The 13,668-nt window shown below is 64.4% G+C and carries 15 protein-coding genes; 9 read left to right on the top strand and 6 right to left on the bottom strand.

Annotated elements, in window-relative coordinates; all coding sequences use genetic code 11:
- Window position 1 precedes the first annotated feature (1 nt).
- Entirely contained in the window at window positions 2-400 is a 399-nt protein-coding gene (locus KDK82_RS02850) for a hypothetical protein (RefSeq protein WP_088163973.1), read from the top strand.
- A 73-nt stretch (window positions 401-473) separates the two neighbouring features.
- Here KDK82_RS02850 and dnaB read toward each other — a convergent pair whose 3' ends face one another.
- The 5 genes from dnaB to rpsF all read right to left on the bottom strand — a co-directional run bounded on the left by dnaB (window position 474) and on the right by rpsF (window position 3,483).
- Window positions 474-1,907 carry a replicative DNA helicase gene (gene dnaB, locus KDK82_RS02845; RefSeq protein WP_012207024.1) on the bottom strand — a complete coding sequence of 478 codons (1,434 nt, stop codon included), beginning with the start codon at window positions 1,905-1,907 and terminating at the stop codon, window positions 474-476.
- Window positions 1,908-2,039: 132 nt separating this feature from the next.
- A complete protein-coding gene (gene rplI / locus KDK82_RS02840) occupies window positions 2,040-2,492 on the bottom strand; it encodes a 50S ribosomal protein L9 (protein ID WP_013801023.1) in 453 nt (150 codons plus the stop codon).
- An 11-nt stretch (window positions 2,493-2,503) separates the two neighbouring features.
- Complete coding sequence (gene rpsR / locus KDK82_RS02835; protein ID WP_012207026.1) at window positions 2,504-2,785, bottom strand: 30S ribosomal protein S18; 282 nt, start codon at window positions 2,783-2,785, stop codon at window positions 2,504-2,506.
- Window positions 2,786-2,803: 18 nt separating this feature from the next.
- Window positions 2,804-3,094 (bottom strand): primosomal replication protein N, encoded by a 291-nt coding sequence (gene priB, locus KDK82_RS02830; RefSeq protein ID WP_012207027.1) that lies wholly within the window; start codon window positions 3,092-3,094, stop codon window positions 2,804-2,806.
- 26 nt (window positions 3,095-3,120) lie between these two features.
- Window positions 3,121-3,483 carry a 30S ribosomal protein S6 gene (gene rpsF, locus KDK82_RS02825; RefSeq protein ID WP_012207028.1) on the bottom strand — a complete coding sequence of 121 codons (363 nt, stop codon included), beginning with the start codon at window positions 3,481-3,483 and terminating at the stop codon, window positions 3,121-3,123.
- Window positions 3,484-3,790: 307 nt separating this feature from the next.
- Between rpsF and grpE the strand changes: the two genes are divergently transcribed.
- The 3 genes from grpE (at window position 3,791) to dnaJ (ending at window position 7,643) form a co-directional block, all read left to right on the top strand.
- Window positions 3,791-4,336, top strand: coding sequence for a nucleotide exchange factor GrpE (grpE, locus tag KDK82_RS02820; protein WP_013801022.1), 546 nt, complete (start codon window positions 3,791-3,793; stop codon window positions 4,334-4,336).
- Between the two features lie 78 nt (window positions 4,337-4,414).
- Window positions 4,415-6,400, top strand: a complete 1,986-nt coding sequence (dnaK, locus tag KDK82_RS02815) for a molecular chaperone DnaK (protein ID WP_256974490.1) — start codon at window positions 4,415-4,417, stop codon at window positions 6,398-6,400.
- A gap of 100 nt (window positions 6,401-6,500) precedes the next feature.
- Window positions 6,501-7,643, top strand: coding sequence for a molecular chaperone DnaJ (gene dnaJ / locus KDK82_RS02810; RefSeq protein WP_013801020.1), 1,143 nt, complete (start codon window positions 6,501-6,503; stop codon window positions 7,641-7,643).
- Between the two features lie 69 nt (window positions 7,644-7,712).
- Here dnaJ and KDK82_RS02805 read toward each other — a convergent pair whose 3' ends face one another.
- The gene (locus KDK82_RS02805; protein ID WP_179217840.1) at window positions 7,713-8,981 is read right to left on the bottom strand and encodes an SEL1-like repeat protein; all 1,269 of its coding nucleotides are present in this window, start codon (window positions 8,979-8,981) and stop codon (window positions 7,713-7,715) included.
- Window positions 8,982-9,222: 241 nt separating this feature from the next.
- Between KDK82_RS02805 and KDK82_RS02800 the strand changes: the two genes are divergently transcribed.
- From KDK82_RS02800 to leuB, 5 genes are all read left to right on the top strand, one after another.
- Window positions 9,223-10,167 (top strand): LysR substrate-binding domain-containing protein, encoded by a 945-nt coding sequence (locus tag KDK82_RS02800; RefSeq protein WP_012207033.1) that lies wholly within the window; start codon window positions 9,223-9,225, stop codon window positions 10,165-10,167.
- 62 nt (window positions 10,168-10,229) lie between these two features.
- On the top strand, window positions 10,230-11,651 hold the full coding sequence (gene leuC / locus KDK82_RS02795; RefSeq protein ID WP_034396655.1) for a 3-isopropylmalate dehydratase large subunit: 1,422 nt from the start codon (window positions 10,230-10,232) through the stop codon (window positions 11,649-11,651).
- A 31-nt stretch (window positions 11,652-11,682) separates the two neighbouring features.
- Window positions 11,683-11,808, top strand: a complete 126-nt coding sequence (locus KDK82_RS02790) for an entericidin A/B family lipoprotein (RefSeq protein ID WP_012207035.1) — start codon at window positions 11,683-11,685, stop codon at window positions 11,806-11,808.
- A gap of 20 nt (window positions 11,809-11,828) precedes the next feature.
- The gene (gene leuD / locus KDK82_RS02785; RefSeq protein ID WP_012207036.1) at window positions 11,829-12,482 is read left to right on the top strand and encodes a 3-isopropylmalate dehydratase small subunit; all 654 of its coding nucleotides are present in this window, start codon (window positions 11,829-11,831) and stop codon (window positions 12,480-12,482) included.
- A 96-nt stretch (window positions 12,483-12,578) separates the two neighbouring features.
- The gene (gene leuB / locus KDK82_RS02780; protein ID WP_034396659.1) at window positions 12,579-13,649 is read left to right on the top strand and encodes a 3-isopropylmalate dehydrogenase; all 1,071 of its coding nucleotides are present in this window, start codon (window positions 12,579-12,581) and stop codon (window positions 13,647-13,649) included.
- Window positions 13,650-13,668 lie beyond the last annotated feature (19 nt).

Below are 13,668 nucleotides of genomic sequence, written 5' to 3'. Positions count from 1 at the left end.
CATGGCGATCAGCTGGATCACCGCGTTGAAGCTGGTGCCCTGGGGCGATGTCATCGAGGCCACGCCCCAGGTCGTCAAGGCCGCCAAGAACCTGCTGCGCAAGAAAGACGCTGCGCAGGAGCTCGATGCACAGCAGCCTGCGGCCGTCGAGCCGCTGGCACCGCCGCGCTCGGCTGGCGAACAGGCGCTGCAGCTGATCCAGGCCCAGGACGCACGCATCGTGCAACTGGAACAATCCCAGCGCCAGTCGCTGGAATTGATCGAAAAGCTGGCAGAGCAGAACGCCCAGATCGTGGCCACCGTGGGCGCGCTGCGCACGGGCGCCCAGCGGCTGGCCTGGGCATGCGCCATCCTTGGCATCTGCGTGGCGGGCCTGCTGATCCAGGTCTGGCGCATGTAGATCGCCAACCACCCAAAGCAAACGGCCCCTCGGGGCCGTTTTTCATTGCAGGCACAAAGCCCGGGTATCCCGATCAGTACTCGTCGCCGCCACCGTAGCCCACAGCCAGGTTCTCGAAGCGCGTCTGGTTCTTCTGGAAGAACACCTTCACCGTTCCCGTGGGACCGTTACGTTGCTTGCCGATGATGACTTCGGCAATGTTCGGCTCCTTGCTGTCCTTGTTGTAGTAGTCATCACGGTAGATGAACATGATGATGTCGGCATCCTGCTCGATGGCACCCGATTCGCGCAGGTCGGACATCATGGGACGCTTGTCGGTGCGCTGCTCCACCGAGCGGTTGAGCTGTGACAGGGCAATCACCGGGCACTGCAGTTCCTTGGCCAGCATTTTCAAGCCCCGCGAAATCTCGCCCAGCTCGGTCGCACGGTTGTCGGAACTGGCAGCCGAGCCCGAGCCGCTCATCAGCTGCAAATAGTCCACCACGATCAGGCCCAGCTTGCCGCAGGTGCGCGCCAAGCGCCGCGCATTGGCGCGCAGTTCCGTGGGGGACAGGCCCGGAGTCTCGTCGATGTGCAGGGACACCGTGCGCAGCCGCTCGATGGCTTCCGTCAGGCGCGGCCACTCGTCGTCGTTGAGCTTGCCCGTGCGCAGATTGCCCTGGTTGACGCGGCCGATGGAGCCGACGATACGAACCGCCAGCTGGGCCGCGCCCATTTCCATGGAGAAAATGGCGACCGGCAGGCCCTCGTTGAGCGCCACATGCTCGGCGATATTCACCGCAAACGAGGTCTTGCCCATCGAGGGACGGGCAGCCAGCACCACCAGGTCGCCAGCCTGCAGGCCGCTGGTCATGCGGTCCAGATCGACGAAACCCGTGGGCACGCCGGTCACGTCCATGGGGTTGTCGGCCATCTCCTGGACACGGTCCAGCAAGTCCACCACCAGCGTGTCGAGCGACTGAAAGCCCTGCTTGTTGCGTGCACCCTCTTCGCCGATGGCCAGGATCTTCTGCTCGGCCTCGTCCAGAATGCGATCGACCGTCTTGCCCTGCGGATTGAAGGCATTGGTGGCGATGTCGTCGCTGGCGGTCACCAGTTTGCGCAGGATGGAGCGCTCCCGCACGATCTCCGCATAGCGCCGGATGTTGGTGGCGCTGGGCACGTACTGCGCCAGCTGGTTCAGGTACAGCAGGCCGCCGATTTCCTCGGCCTTGCCCATGCTCTGCAAATGCTCGTAGACCGTGATCACATCGGCCGGCTTGCTGCCGTTGATCAGCTTGCCGATGGCCTCGTAGATTAGCTTGTGCTCATGGCGGTAGAAATCACCATCCACCAGCAGATCACCAACACGCTCCCAGGCGTTGTTGTCCAGCAGCAGCCCCCCTAGCACGCTGGACTCGGACTCCATCGAATGCGGCGGCACGCGCAACTGGGCCACCTGCTGGTCGCCAGCAGGCAGCGGTGCGAACGCATCATCGAGATCGAGCGGGGGCATTACGGACGACATGGAATTCCTGGAGATGAGCCCGCCATCGTAGCGGCTGGCAAAAGGCCGCGCCACCCGGCGTCATCACCCTGGCACGGCAAAGCAAAAAGCCGCCCTAAGGCGGCTTTTTGGTGATACGGGACAAGCCCCGGATCAGGAGTGGTCGCCGTAGACCGACACCGTCACTTCGACGCTGACGTCGGTGTGCAGTGCCACGACCACGGTGGCGTCGCCCACGGTCTTGATGGGACCGTTGACCAGGCGAACTTGCGACTTGGCGACGGCAAAGCCGGCCTTGGTCAGCTCTTCGGCGATGTCGGCGTTGGTCACCGAGCCGAACAGGCGGCCGTCAACGCCAGCCTTCTGGGTCAGCTTGACGTTTGCGCCGTTGAGCTTTTCGCCCAGTTGCTGAGCAGCAGCCAGCTTTTCAGCCGCTTGCTTTTCCAGTTCGACGCGCTTGGCTTCGAACTCGGCCTTGGCGGAAGCCGTGGCACGACGGGCAGCGCCCGTGGGGATCAGGAAGTTGCGGGCGTAGCCGTCTTTGACCTTGACGATGTCGCCGAGGCCACCGAGGTTCACAACCTTGTCGAGCAGAATGACTTGCATGGTTGTATTCCTTAGATCTTGTGCTGGTCAGAGTAAGGAACCAGAGCCAGGAAGCGGGCGCGCTTGATGGCCGTGTTCAGCTGACGCTGGTAGATGGCGCGCGTGCCGGTCAGGCGAGCGGGCACGATCTTGCCGTTTTCACCGATGAAGTCACGCAGGGTGTCCACATCCTTGTAGTCGATTTCTTCGACGCCGGCGACGGTGAAGCGGCAGAAGCGCTTGCGCTTGAACAGCAGCGACTGCGTGTTGCGCTTGGGGCGCTTGTCCTTGTTGAATTTCTTGAACGTGGCCATTTCTGGACCTCTTGAAAATTAGTTTTGTTGAATGTCCTGGATGTGGAAAACCAGCAATTTGCCGTTGCGGGGCGTTGCCAGGAAGCCTTGGAACTTCCACTGGCTGCCGAGCGCCTGGCGGGCCAGCTTTTCAGCCAGCGCGCCAAAGGCCACCGCCTTGACAGATGCCGTCACGCTGCGTTCGCTTCCTGCTTCCTTTTGCCGCGACGCGTGTTCGAGTCGCAGTTCAAGGGCGGGCAGCCCTGCCGGCGTGTAGCGCAGTGCTTGAAGCTCTGCGATGGCGGCCGTCAGTGCAACGTGGTTCTCCACTCCTTCAGGTTCTGAAAGGGCTGGGCTCAGGCCTGTTCGGTCTGGCTGGCCTTGCGGGCTTCTTCACGCTCGACGGTCTTCATCATCGAGGAAGGCGCAGTGTCGGCCTTCTTCTTCTGAACCGTCAGGTGACGCAGCACGGCATCGTTGAACTTGAAGGCATGCTCCAGCTCAGCCATCACAGCCTGGTCGGCTTCGATGTTCAGGCACAGGTAGTGGGCCTTGGCGAGCTTGTTGATCATGTAAGCCAGTTGGCGACGGCCCCAGTCTTCTTCGCGATGGACCTTGCCACCGCCAGCGGTGATCATGCCCTTGTAGCGTTCCAGCATGGCGGGAACCTGCTCGCTCTGATCCGGGTGGATCAACAAAACGATTTCGTAATGACGCATATCGACTCCTTTTGGGAAAACGCCGCCCACTGCGTCTTGTAGCGGTGCGGCAAGGCAAAGCATTGGATTCTAGCGCAGCCCTCTTCCATCTGTACACTCCGCACTGCCCGAGACCCCGGATTCGTGTGGGGCTTTTGCTCCTTCGCCCGGCTTTTGCCCCCACCGTGTGCACCTGCAGTGCGCATGCACAGGCACAAAGCCCTTGAAAATACACCGATCCGCTCGCATCTCGATTCAAGATCGTGCAATCGCCAAGCCTGGCCTCCAGCGCGGCGATCTTTTTGTTTTGTAGCTGAAGTCTCCATCCATGTCCGAACAAAACTCCAACCCCTTTCAAGACGCAGCCCCGGAAGAAATCGAAGCCGCCATGGCGGCCAACGCCGCCGACGAGCTGCAGCGCCTGCAGGCCGAGCTGGCCGAACTCAAGGCCAAGAGCGCCGAGCTGGCCGACCAGTTCCTGCGCGCCAAGGCCGAGGCAGAGAATGTGCGCCGACGCGCGGAAGACGAAGTCTCCAAGGCCCGCAAGTTCAGCATCGAGAGCTTTGCCGAAAGCCTGCTGCCCGTCTGCGACAGCCTGGATGCCGCACTGGCCATCCAGCAGGCCACGCCAGAGCAGCTGCGCGAAGGCGCCGACGCCACGCTGCGCCAGCTGACCTCGGCCCTGGAGCGCAACAAGGTCGTGACCATCAACCCGGCAGCCGGCGAGAAATTCGACCCCAACCTGCACCAGGCCATCAGCATGGTGCCTGCCCAGCAGGAAGCCAACACCGTGGTGTCGGTGCTGCAAAAGGGCTACCTGATTGCCGACCGTATCCTGCGCCCGGCCCTCGTGACCGTGGCCCAGCCCCAGTAAGCGTGCGCTCACGGCATCGCTGACAAAAAAGAGGCAAAGCCCCTTGAAGCAGCGCCTGCCGGCCACAAGTTAGCAGTCATTCAAACATTTCACAGAACGCGGAGAAAACTCAAAATGGGAAAAATCATCGGTATTGACCTGGGCACCACCAACAGCTGCGTGGCCATCATGGACGGCAACACCACGCGCGTGATCGAGAACAGCGAAGGTGCACGCACCACGCCTTCGATCATTGCCTACCAGGAAGACGGCGAGATCCTCGTCGGCGCCTCGGCCAAGCGCCAGGCTGTCACCAACCCCCGCAACACCATCTACGCCGCCAAGCGCCTGATCGGCCGCAAGTTCGACGAGAAGGAAGTGCAAAAGGACATCGACCTGATGCCCTACACCATCTCGCGTGCCGACAACGGCGACGCCTGGGTGGAAGTGCGCGGCCAGAAGCTGGCCCCGCCGCAGATTTCCGCCGAAGTGCTGCGCAAGATGAAGAAGACCGCCGAGGACTACCTGGGCGAGCCCGTGACCGAGGCCGTGATCACCGTGCCCGCGTACTTCAACGACGCCCAGCGCCAGGCCACCAAGGACGCCGGCCGCATCGCCGGCCTGGAAGTCAAGCGCATCATCAACGAGCCCACGGCAGCTGCGCTGGCCTTCGGCCTGGACAAGATCGACAAGGGCGACCGCAAGATCGCGGTGTATGACCTGGGTGGCGGCACGTTTGACGTGTCCATCATCGAAATCGCCGATGTGGACGGCGAAAAGCAGTTCGAAGTGCTGTCCACCAACGGCGACACGTTCCTGGGCGGCGAAGACTTCGACCAGCGCATCATCGACTACATCATCACCGAGTTCAAGAAGGACCAGGGCGTTGATCTGGCCAAGGACGTGCTGGCCCTGCAGCGCCTGAAGGAAGCTGCCGAGAAGGCCAAGATCGAGCTGTCGAATTCGGCCCAGACCGACATCAACCTGCCCTACATCACGGCCGATGCCTCGGGTCCTAAGCACCTGAACATCAAGCTGACCCGCTCCAAGCTGGAAAGCCTGGTCGAAGACCTGATCGAGCGCACCATTGCGCCCTGCCGCACGGCCATCAAGGACGCAGGCGTTTCCGTGTCCGACATCGATGACGTGATCCTGGTCGGCGGCATGTCCCGCATGCCCAAGGTGCAGGAGAAGGTCAAGGAATTCTTCGGCAAGGAACCCCGCAAGGACGTGAACCCCGACGAAGCCGTGGCCGTGGGCGCCGCCGTGCAGGGCCAGGTTCTGTCGGGCGACCGCAAGGACGTGCTGCTGCTGGACGTGACGCCGCTGTCGCTGGGCATCGAGACGCTGGGTGGCGTGATGACCAAGATGATCACCAAGAACACCACCATCCCGACGAAGTTCGCACAGACCTTCTCGACGGCCGACGACAACCAGCCGGCCGTGACCATCAAGGTGTTCCAGGGCGAGCGCGAGATGGCTTCGGGCAACAAGATGCTGGGCGAGTTCAACCTCGAAGGCATTCCGCCCGCAGCGCGTGGCGTGCCCCAGATCGAAGTGGCCTTTGACATCGACGCCAACGGCATCCTGAACGTGTCCGCCAAGGACAAGGCATCGGGCAAGGAAAACAAGATCACCATCAAGGCGAACTCGGGACTGTCCGAGGACGAGATCCAGAAGATGGTGAAGGACGCCGAGCTGAACGCAGCCGACGACAAGAAGAAGCTGGAACTGGTCCAGGCCCGCAACCAGGGCGAAGCTGCCGTGCACAGCGTCAAGAAGAGCCTGGGCGAGCATGGCGACAAGCTCGACGCTGGCGAGAAGACCGCCATCGAGAGCGCCGTCAAGGACCTGGAAGAGGCCCTCAAGGGCGAGGACAAGGACGCCATCGACGCCAAGACCACGGCGCTGATGACGGCCAGCCAGAAGCTCGGCGAGAAGATGTACGCCGATGCGCAGGCAGCCGGCGGCCCCGAGGCAGCAGCAGCCGCCGCAGCGGCAGGTGCAGCAGGCGCCTCGGCCGGTGCAGCAGCCGCTGACGACAACGTCGTTGACGCCGAAGTCAAGGAAGTCAAGAAGGACTGAACCCAGCGCGTGGTCCCTTGACGACCGCTTGCCGCCGCGCTCGGCCCTGCCAAGGGGCTGACGCGGCGTTCCTGTTCTCACTGACTGGCTAGCAAACACCATGTCCAAACGCGATTTTTACGAGGTCCTCGGCGTTGCCAAGAACGCCTCGGACGACGACATCAAGAAGGCTTATCGCAAGCTGGCGATGAAGTACCACCCTGACCGCAACCAGGGGGATGCTGCAAGCGGGGCGGAAGAGAAATTCAAGGAGGCCAAGGAGGCCTACGAGATGCTCTCCGACAGCAACAAGCGCGCGGCCTACGACCAGTACGGCCATGCAGGCGTGGACCCCAACCGCGGCATGGGCGGCGGCGCTGAAGGCTTTGGTGGCTTTGCCGAAGCCTTTGGCGACATCTTTGGCGACATGTTCAACCAGGGTGGCGGCAGACGCGGCGGCGCCGGTGGCGGCCGCCAGGTCTACCGCGGCAACGATCTCAGCTACGCCATGGAGATCACGCTGGAGGAAGCCGCCCACGGCAAGGATGCGCAGATCCGCATCCCCAGCTGGGATGGCTGCGACACCTGCCACGGCAGCGGCGCCAAGCCCGGCACCAGTGCCAAGACCTGCACCACCTGCAACGGCATGGGCAGCGTGCAGATGCGCCAGGGCTTCTTCAGCGTGCAGCAGACCTGCCCGCACTGCCGGGGCACGGGCAAGATCATTCCCGAACCCTGCACCAGCTGCGGTGGCCAGGGCAAGGTCAAGCGCCAGAAGACACTGGAAGTGAAGATTCCAGCCGGCATCGACGACGGCATGCGCATCCGCTCCTCCGGCAATGGCGAACCCGGCACGAATGGCGGGCCTGCGGGCGATCTCTACATCGAGATCCGCATCAAGGACCACGACATCTTCGAGCGCGACGGCGACGACCTGCACTGCAACGTGCCCGTGAGCTTCATCACGGCAGCGCTCGGCGGCGAGATCGAGGTGCCCACCCTGTCGGGCAAGGCGGCCATCGACATCCCCGAAGGCACCCAGGCCGGCAAGCAGTTCCGCCTGCGCGGCAAGGGCATCAAGGGCGTGCGCTCCAGCTATCCCGGCGACCTTTACTGCCACATCGTGGTCGAGACGCCCGTCAAGCTGACCGAGTACCAGCGCAAGCTGCTGCGCGAGCTGGAGGAATCGCTCAAGAAGGGCGGCGCCAAGCATTCGCCCAGCGGCGAGAGCTGGACCGACAGGCTCAAGAGCTTCTTCAGCTGATGCAGCACTGAGCCCCCAACAAAAACGCCTCTTCCGAGGCGTTTTTCATTGGTGCATGCTCAACAGGGCTCAGGGAGCGGGTTTGGCCTTCCAGGCCGCCGCCTGGCGCTCGGTGCGTGCACGCTCGGCCGCGCTCAGCGGCTGGGCCATGCTGTCACGCTTGGCGGCCAGCGAGGTGTCCCTGCCCGCCGCCAGCAGCATCCAGAAATAGGCCTGGGACGGGCTGCGCTCCACGCCCTTGCCCGACGCATAAAGACTGGCGAGATTGGACTGCGCCAGCGCATCGCCCTGCTGGGCGGCACGCTCCAGCCATCGGGCGGCCTTCTCGTCGCTGGCGGGCACGCCCTGGCCATTGGCATACAGCACGCCCAGGTTGGACTGGGCTGCGGCATTGCCCTGCTCGGCCGCCTTCTCCAGCCAGTGGGCGGCCTGCGCCATGTCGCGATCGACCACGCCACCCTCGACATAGAGCATGCCGGCATTGAATTGCGCATCGACATGACCCTGGCCTGCCGCCGCCACAAACCAGCGCAGCGCCTGCGCCACGTCCTCGGCCACGCCCCTGCCAGTGGCATACATCACGCCCAGGCTGTACTGACCGGCCGCTTCGCCTTGCTCGGCCGAGCGCTGGAACCACTGCACGGCCTGCGCGGGGTCCTTGGCGGCTCCGCGCCCCTCGGCCAGCATCAGGCCCAGGTTGTTCTGGGCCACGGCATCGCCCTGCTCGGCAGCCTTGCGATACCACTGCACGGCCTGGGCATCGTCACGCGCCACGCCACGGCCATTCGCATACATCAACCCCAGGTCGGACTGGGCTGGCGCATAGCCCTGCTGCGCAGACTTCTCATACCACTGGGCCGCCGTCTCGGCACTCAGGGCAACGCCCTGGCCGCGCTTGTACAGCGAACCCAGCGCGTACTGGGCGCTGGCCTCGCCCTGCTCGGCATGCTGGTGCAGCGCTGCAACCTCGGCCGCACTCAGACCGGGCTCGCCCTTGGGGGTATGGCCCACTGCGGCTGCGGCAGCTCCGGCCGCAACGGCCCCTGCCGCCACGCCAGCGGCAGCGGCAGCGGCCTTGGCCGGCGCATTGCGGGTTGGAGAGGGCGCCGACTTGCCCCCGGTCTTGACGGCGGCCTTGCCCGCCGGCTTGGCTGCCGCTTTGGCTGCAGGTCTGGCTGCAGGTTTGGCCGGTGCCTTCGCACCGCTCTTGGCCGTGTTCTTCGCTGGTGGCTGCGGCTTGGCAGACGCCGGGACGGCCATGCAGGACAGGGCTGCGGCCAGCAGCAATGACAGGCCTGCAGGCAGGGCTCGCAGGCCCGTCGGGTATCGATCGTTCATATGCTCTTATTTTTGCAGCAATCCATGCAGGCGACTGGCGCAAAGATTGACAAATTCTTTCAGTATGCAACCGGCGTTCCGACAGGAAAGGCCGACCGCAGCCATCGCCAGGGAGCATGACCCCCATCTCCATGAAATCGCACGACATCACCAAAGACATCGCGCTTGAAGATGACAGATCGATGACTTGTGCGAGAAAATCCATCCAACTTCTCCTAACGAGAAGCCTGAACCCCACCACATGAAGAATTCAGAGCGCAGTTTTGCACGGCGCATAGACCTTACCTCCCTGCAGCTGTTCGTGGCTGTCTGCGAACTTGGCAGCATCGGCCGCGCGGCCGAGCGTGAGTTCATTGCAGCCTCGGCGGTGAGCAAGCGCCTGTCCGATCTCGAAGCCACGGTGGACACAGCCCTGCTGTACCGACACAGCCGTGGCGTGACCTTGACGCCGGCCGGCGAAAGCCTGCTGCACCATGCCCGCAACGTGCTGTACGGCCTGGAGCGCATGCAGGGCGAGCTGTCCGAGTACGCCGATGGCGTGCGCGGCCATGTGCGCATCCACGCCAACATGTCTGCCATCGTGCAGTTCCTGCCGGAAGACCTGGGCGTGTTCGCGCGCAAGCACGGCCAGGTCAAGATCGACCTGCAGGAGCAGCTCAGCCCCGCCGTACTGGCTGCCGTACAGGAAGGCACGGCCGACATCGGCATCTGCTCCATGGCGTACATGCCGCTGGGCAATGGCCAGGCCACTCCCGTACTGCAGCACCGCCCCTACCGCGAGGATCGCCTGGTCGTCGTGGTGCCCGAGCAGCACGCGCTGGCGCACAGCGACAGCGTGGCCTTTGCCGATGTGCTCGAATGGGACATCGTCAGCCTGCAGGCCGGCTCCTCCATCAGCCTGGCCATGCGTGCGGCCGCCGCACAGGCGGGGCATGCGCTGCACCAGCGCATCCAGGTCACCAGCCTGGATGCCATGTGCCGCATGATCGACAACGGCCTGGGCGTGGGACTGATCCCCGACCGCGCCTTCGAGCTCATGCACGGCGTGGGCCATCTGCGCGCACTGGAGCTCAGCGACGACTGGGCTCGGCGCGAGCTGAGCATCGTGGCGCGTGACTTCGACGCGCTACCCGTCACGGCCCGCCTGCTGGTCGAGCACCTGAGCCCGCCGGCCAGCGCATCCTGAAGCCACTTGGCCGCTGGATGCCCCCAAAAATTTCCCCACGACACCAACCATTCGAGAACGCCATGGGACGCACCCTCTACGACAAGATCTTCGACGAGCACGTCATCCACACCGAGGATGACGGCACCGCCGTCCTCTACATCGACCGCCACCTGGTGCACGAAGTCACCAGCCCTCAGGCCTTCGAAGGACTGCGCATGGCCGGCCGCAAGCTGTGGCGCATCAGCTCCGTGGTCGCCACGGCCGACCACAACACCCCCACCGACGGCTGGGAGCGCGGCTATGACGGCATTGCCGACCCCATCAGCAAGGAACAGATCACCACGCTGAACACCAACATCGGCGAGTTCGGCTCTGCGGCCTTCTTCCCCTTCATGGACAAGGGTCAGGGCATCGTCCACGTCATGGGCCCCGAGCAGGGCGCCACCCTGCCCGGCATGACCGTGGTCTGCGGCGACAGCCACACGTCCACGCATGGCGCCTTCGGCGCACTGGCCCACGGTATCGGCACGTCCGAGGTCGAGCACGTGATGGCCACCCAGACCCTGCTGGCCAAGAAGGCCAAGAACATGCTGATCAACGTCAGCGGCAAGGCGGCCCCCGGCATCACGGCCAAGGACATCGTGCTGGCCATCATCGGCAAGATCGGCACGGCCGGCGGCACGGGCTACACCATCGAGTTCGCGGGCGAAGCCATCCGTGACCTGAGCATGGAAGGCCGCATGACGGTCTGCAACATGGCCATCGAAGGCGGCGCGCGCGCAGGTCTGGTGGCCGTGGACGACAAGACCATCCAGTACGTCAAGGGCCGCCCGCTGGCCCCCACCGGCGCCGAATGGGATGCCGCCGTCTCCTACTGGAAGACGCTGCACTCCGATGCCGATGCGAAGTTCGACCGCGTGGTCGAGCTGCAGGCCAGCGAGATCGTGCCGCAGGTCACCTGGGGTACCTCGCCCGAGATGGTGCTGGGCGTGGATGCCCGCGTGCCGGACCCCGACAAGGAAAAGGATGCCAGCAAGCGCGGCGCCATCGAACGCGCGCTGACCTACATGGCGCTGGAGCCCGGCAAGGCGATCGACGACATCTTCGTGGACAAGGTCTTCATCGGCTCGTGCACCAACAGCCGCATCGAAGACATGCGCGAGGCCGCCGCCGTGGTCAAGAAGCTGGGCCAGAAGGTGGCGCGCAACATCAAGCTGGCCATGGTCGTGCCCGGCTCCGGACTGGTCAAGGAACAGGCCGAGCGCGAAGGCCTGGACCAGATCTTCAAGGCGGCAGGCTTTGAATGGCGCGAGCCCGGCTGCTCCATGTGCCTGGCCATGAATGCCGACCGCCTGGAGCCCGGCGAGCGCTGCGCCTCCACCAGCAACCGCAACTTCGAAGGCCGCCAGGGCGCGGGCGGACGCACCCACCTGGTGAGCCCCGCCATGGCTGCAGCCGCCGCCATCCACGGCCACTTCGTGGACATCCGCAGGTTCTCCTGATCCGATCCCGCAACTGCCCCGCCTGCACACCATGAAGCCCTCCTTCTCGATCCTACTGATCGGCCTGGCCTTCACCCTGGCCGCCTGCAATACCGTCAAGGGCATTGGCCAGGACGTGCAAAGCGCGGGCAGCGCCATCGAACGCGCCGCCCGCTGAACCCTGAATCCGATACAGCCATGCAACAATTCACCGTGCACAAGGGCCTTGTCGCCCCCATGGACCGCGAAAACGTCGATACCGACGCCATCATTCCCAAGCAGTTCCTCAAGTCGATCAAGAAAACCGGCTTCGGCGTGAACCTGTTCGACGAATGGCGCTACCTGGACCATGGCGAGCCCGGCCAGGACCCGGCCTCGCGCAAGCCCAACCCCGACTTCGTGCTCAATCAGCCGCGCTATGCGGGCGCCTCCATCCTGGTCGCACGCAAGAACTTCGGTTGCGGCTCCAGCCGCGAGCACGCGCCCTGGGCCCTGGACCAGTACGGCTTTCGCGCCATCCTGGCGCCCAGCTTTGCCGACATCTTCTTCAACAACTGCTTCAAGAACGGCCTGCTGCCCATCGTGCTGCCCGAGGCCACGATCGACATGCTGTTCAACGAGATCGCGGCCTTCCCCGGCTACGAGCTGACCATTGATCTGGATCGCCAGGTGATCGTGCGCCCGCAGGGCGAGGAGATCCCTTTCGATGTCATCGCCTTTCGCAAGTTCTGCCTGCTCAACGGCTTTGACGATATCGGCCTGACGCTGCGCCACGCCGACAAGATCCGCGCCTACGAGGCCGAGCGCCTGGCCACCAAGCCCTGGCTGGCACACACGCTGGTGCAGCGCTGATCGATCTCCACTTGCGCGCATCAATGGGCCGCAGGCGTTGCTGAACCAGCCGCCGGCGGCCTTCCACCATCCGAACAGTCTCTCAAAAGGAACACCATGAAAATCGCAGTCTTGCCCGGTGATGGCATCGGCCCCGAAATCGTTGCGGAAGCCGTGAAGGTGCTGGGCGCCCTGGGCCTGGACTTCGACATGCAGACGGCCCCCGTGGGCGGCGCTGCCTACGAAGCTGCCGGCCACCCGTTGCCCGAATCCACGCTGAAGCTGGCCATGGAGGCCGACGCCGTGCTGTTCGGCGCCGTGGGCGACTGGAAGTACGACACGCTGGACCGCCCGCTGCGCCCCGAGCAGGCCATCCTGGGCCTGCGCAAGCACATGGGCCTGTTCGCCAACTTCCGCCCGGCCATCTGCTATGCGGAACTGACCCACGCCTCCAGCCTCAAGCCCGAGCTGGTCGCGGGCCTGGACATCCTCATCATCCGCGAGCTGACCGGCGACATCTACTTCGGCCAGCCGCGCGGCCGCCGCGTGGCCACCGACGGCCACTTCCCCGGTGCCGAGGAAGCCTTCGACACCATGCGCTACTCCAAGCCCGAGATCGAGCGCATCGCCCATGTCGCCTTCCAGGCCGCGCAAAAGCGCAGCAAGCGCGTGACCAGCGTGGACAAGGCCAACGTGCTGGAAACCTTCCAGTTCTGGAAGGACGTGGTCACCGAAGTGGGCCAGCAGTACCCCGATGTGCAACTGGACCACATGTACGTGGACAACGCCGCCATGCAGCTGGTCAAGGAACCCAAGCGCTTTGACGTGGTGGTCACGGGCAACATGTTCGGCGACATCCTGTCCGACGAAGCCTCCATGCTGACCGGCTCCATCGGCATGCTGCCCTCGGCATCGCTCAACTCCAGGGGCCAGGGCCTGTACGAGCCCAGCCACGGCTCGGCCCCCGACATCGCCGGCAAGGGCATTGCCAATCCGCTGGCCACCATCCTGTCGGCCGCGATGATGCTGCGCTTCTCGCTGAACCAGGAAGCCGCCGCACAGCGCATCGAAGCCGCCGTGCAAAAGGTGCTGGCCCAGGGCCTGCGCACGGCCGACATCTACAGCGAAGGCACCACCAAGGTCTCCACCCGCGAGATGGGCGATGCCGTGGTGGCCGCACTGGCCTGAAGTCCATGACGGCCGCCAG

The organism is Delftia sp. K82 (assembly GCF_002193035.1).
GTDB classification, from domain to species: Bacteria; Pseudomonadota; Gammaproteobacteria; order Burkholderiales; family Burkholderiaceae_C; genus Comamonas; species Comamonas acidovorans.
This window is presented reverse-complemented; position numbering and strand designations above follow the sequence as displayed.

Coding starts and splice junctions, on each gene's coding strand:
- rpsF (WP_012207028.1), bottom strand. CDS start 3,483: ATGCGTCATTACGAAATCGTTTTGTTGATCCACCCGGATCAGAGCGAG.
- grpE (WP_013801022.1), top strand. CDS start 3,791: ATGTCCGAACAAAACTCCAACCCCTTTCAAGACGCAGCCCCGGAAGAA.
- dnaJ (WP_013801020.1), top strand. CDS start 6,501: ATGTCCAAACGCGATTTTTACGAGGTCCTCGGCGTTGCCAAGAACGCC.
- leuB (WP_034396659.1), top strand. CDS start 12,579: ATGAAAATCGCAGTCTTGCCCGGTGATGGCATCGGCCCCGAAATCGTT.
- rplI (WP_013801023.1), bottom strand. CDS start 2,492: ATGCAAGTCATTCTGCTCGACAAGGTTGTGAACCTCGGTGGCCTCGGC.
- KDK82_RS02800 (WP_012207033.1), top strand. CDS start 9,223: ATGAAGAATTCAGAGCGCAGTTTTGCACGGCGCATAGACCTTACCTCC.
- KDK82_RS02850 (WP_088163973.1), top strand. CDS start 2: ATGGCGATCAGCTGGATCACCGCGTTGAAGCTGGTGCCCTGGGGCGAT.
- dnaB (WP_012207024.1), bottom strand. CDS start 1,907: ATGTCGTCCGTAATGCCCCCGCTCGATCTCGATGATGCGTTCGCACCG.
- leuC (WP_034396655.1), top strand. CDS start 10,230: ATGGGACGCACCCTCTACGACAAGATCTTCGACGAGCACGTCATCCAC.
- leuD (WP_012207036.1), top strand. CDS start 11,829: ATGCAACAATTCACCGTGCACAAGGGCCTTGTCGCCCCCATGGACCGC.
- KDK82_RS02805 (WP_179217840.1), bottom strand. CDS start 8,981: ATGAACGATCGATACCCGACGGGCCTGCGAGCCCTGCCTGCAGGCCTG.
- KDK82_RS02790 (WP_012207035.1), top strand. CDS start 11,683: ATGAAGCCCTCCTTCTCGATCCTACTGATCGGCCTGGCCTTCACCCTG.
- rpsR (WP_012207026.1), bottom strand. CDS start 2,785: ATGGCCACGTTCAAGAAATTCAACAAGGACAAGCGCCCCAAGCGCAAC.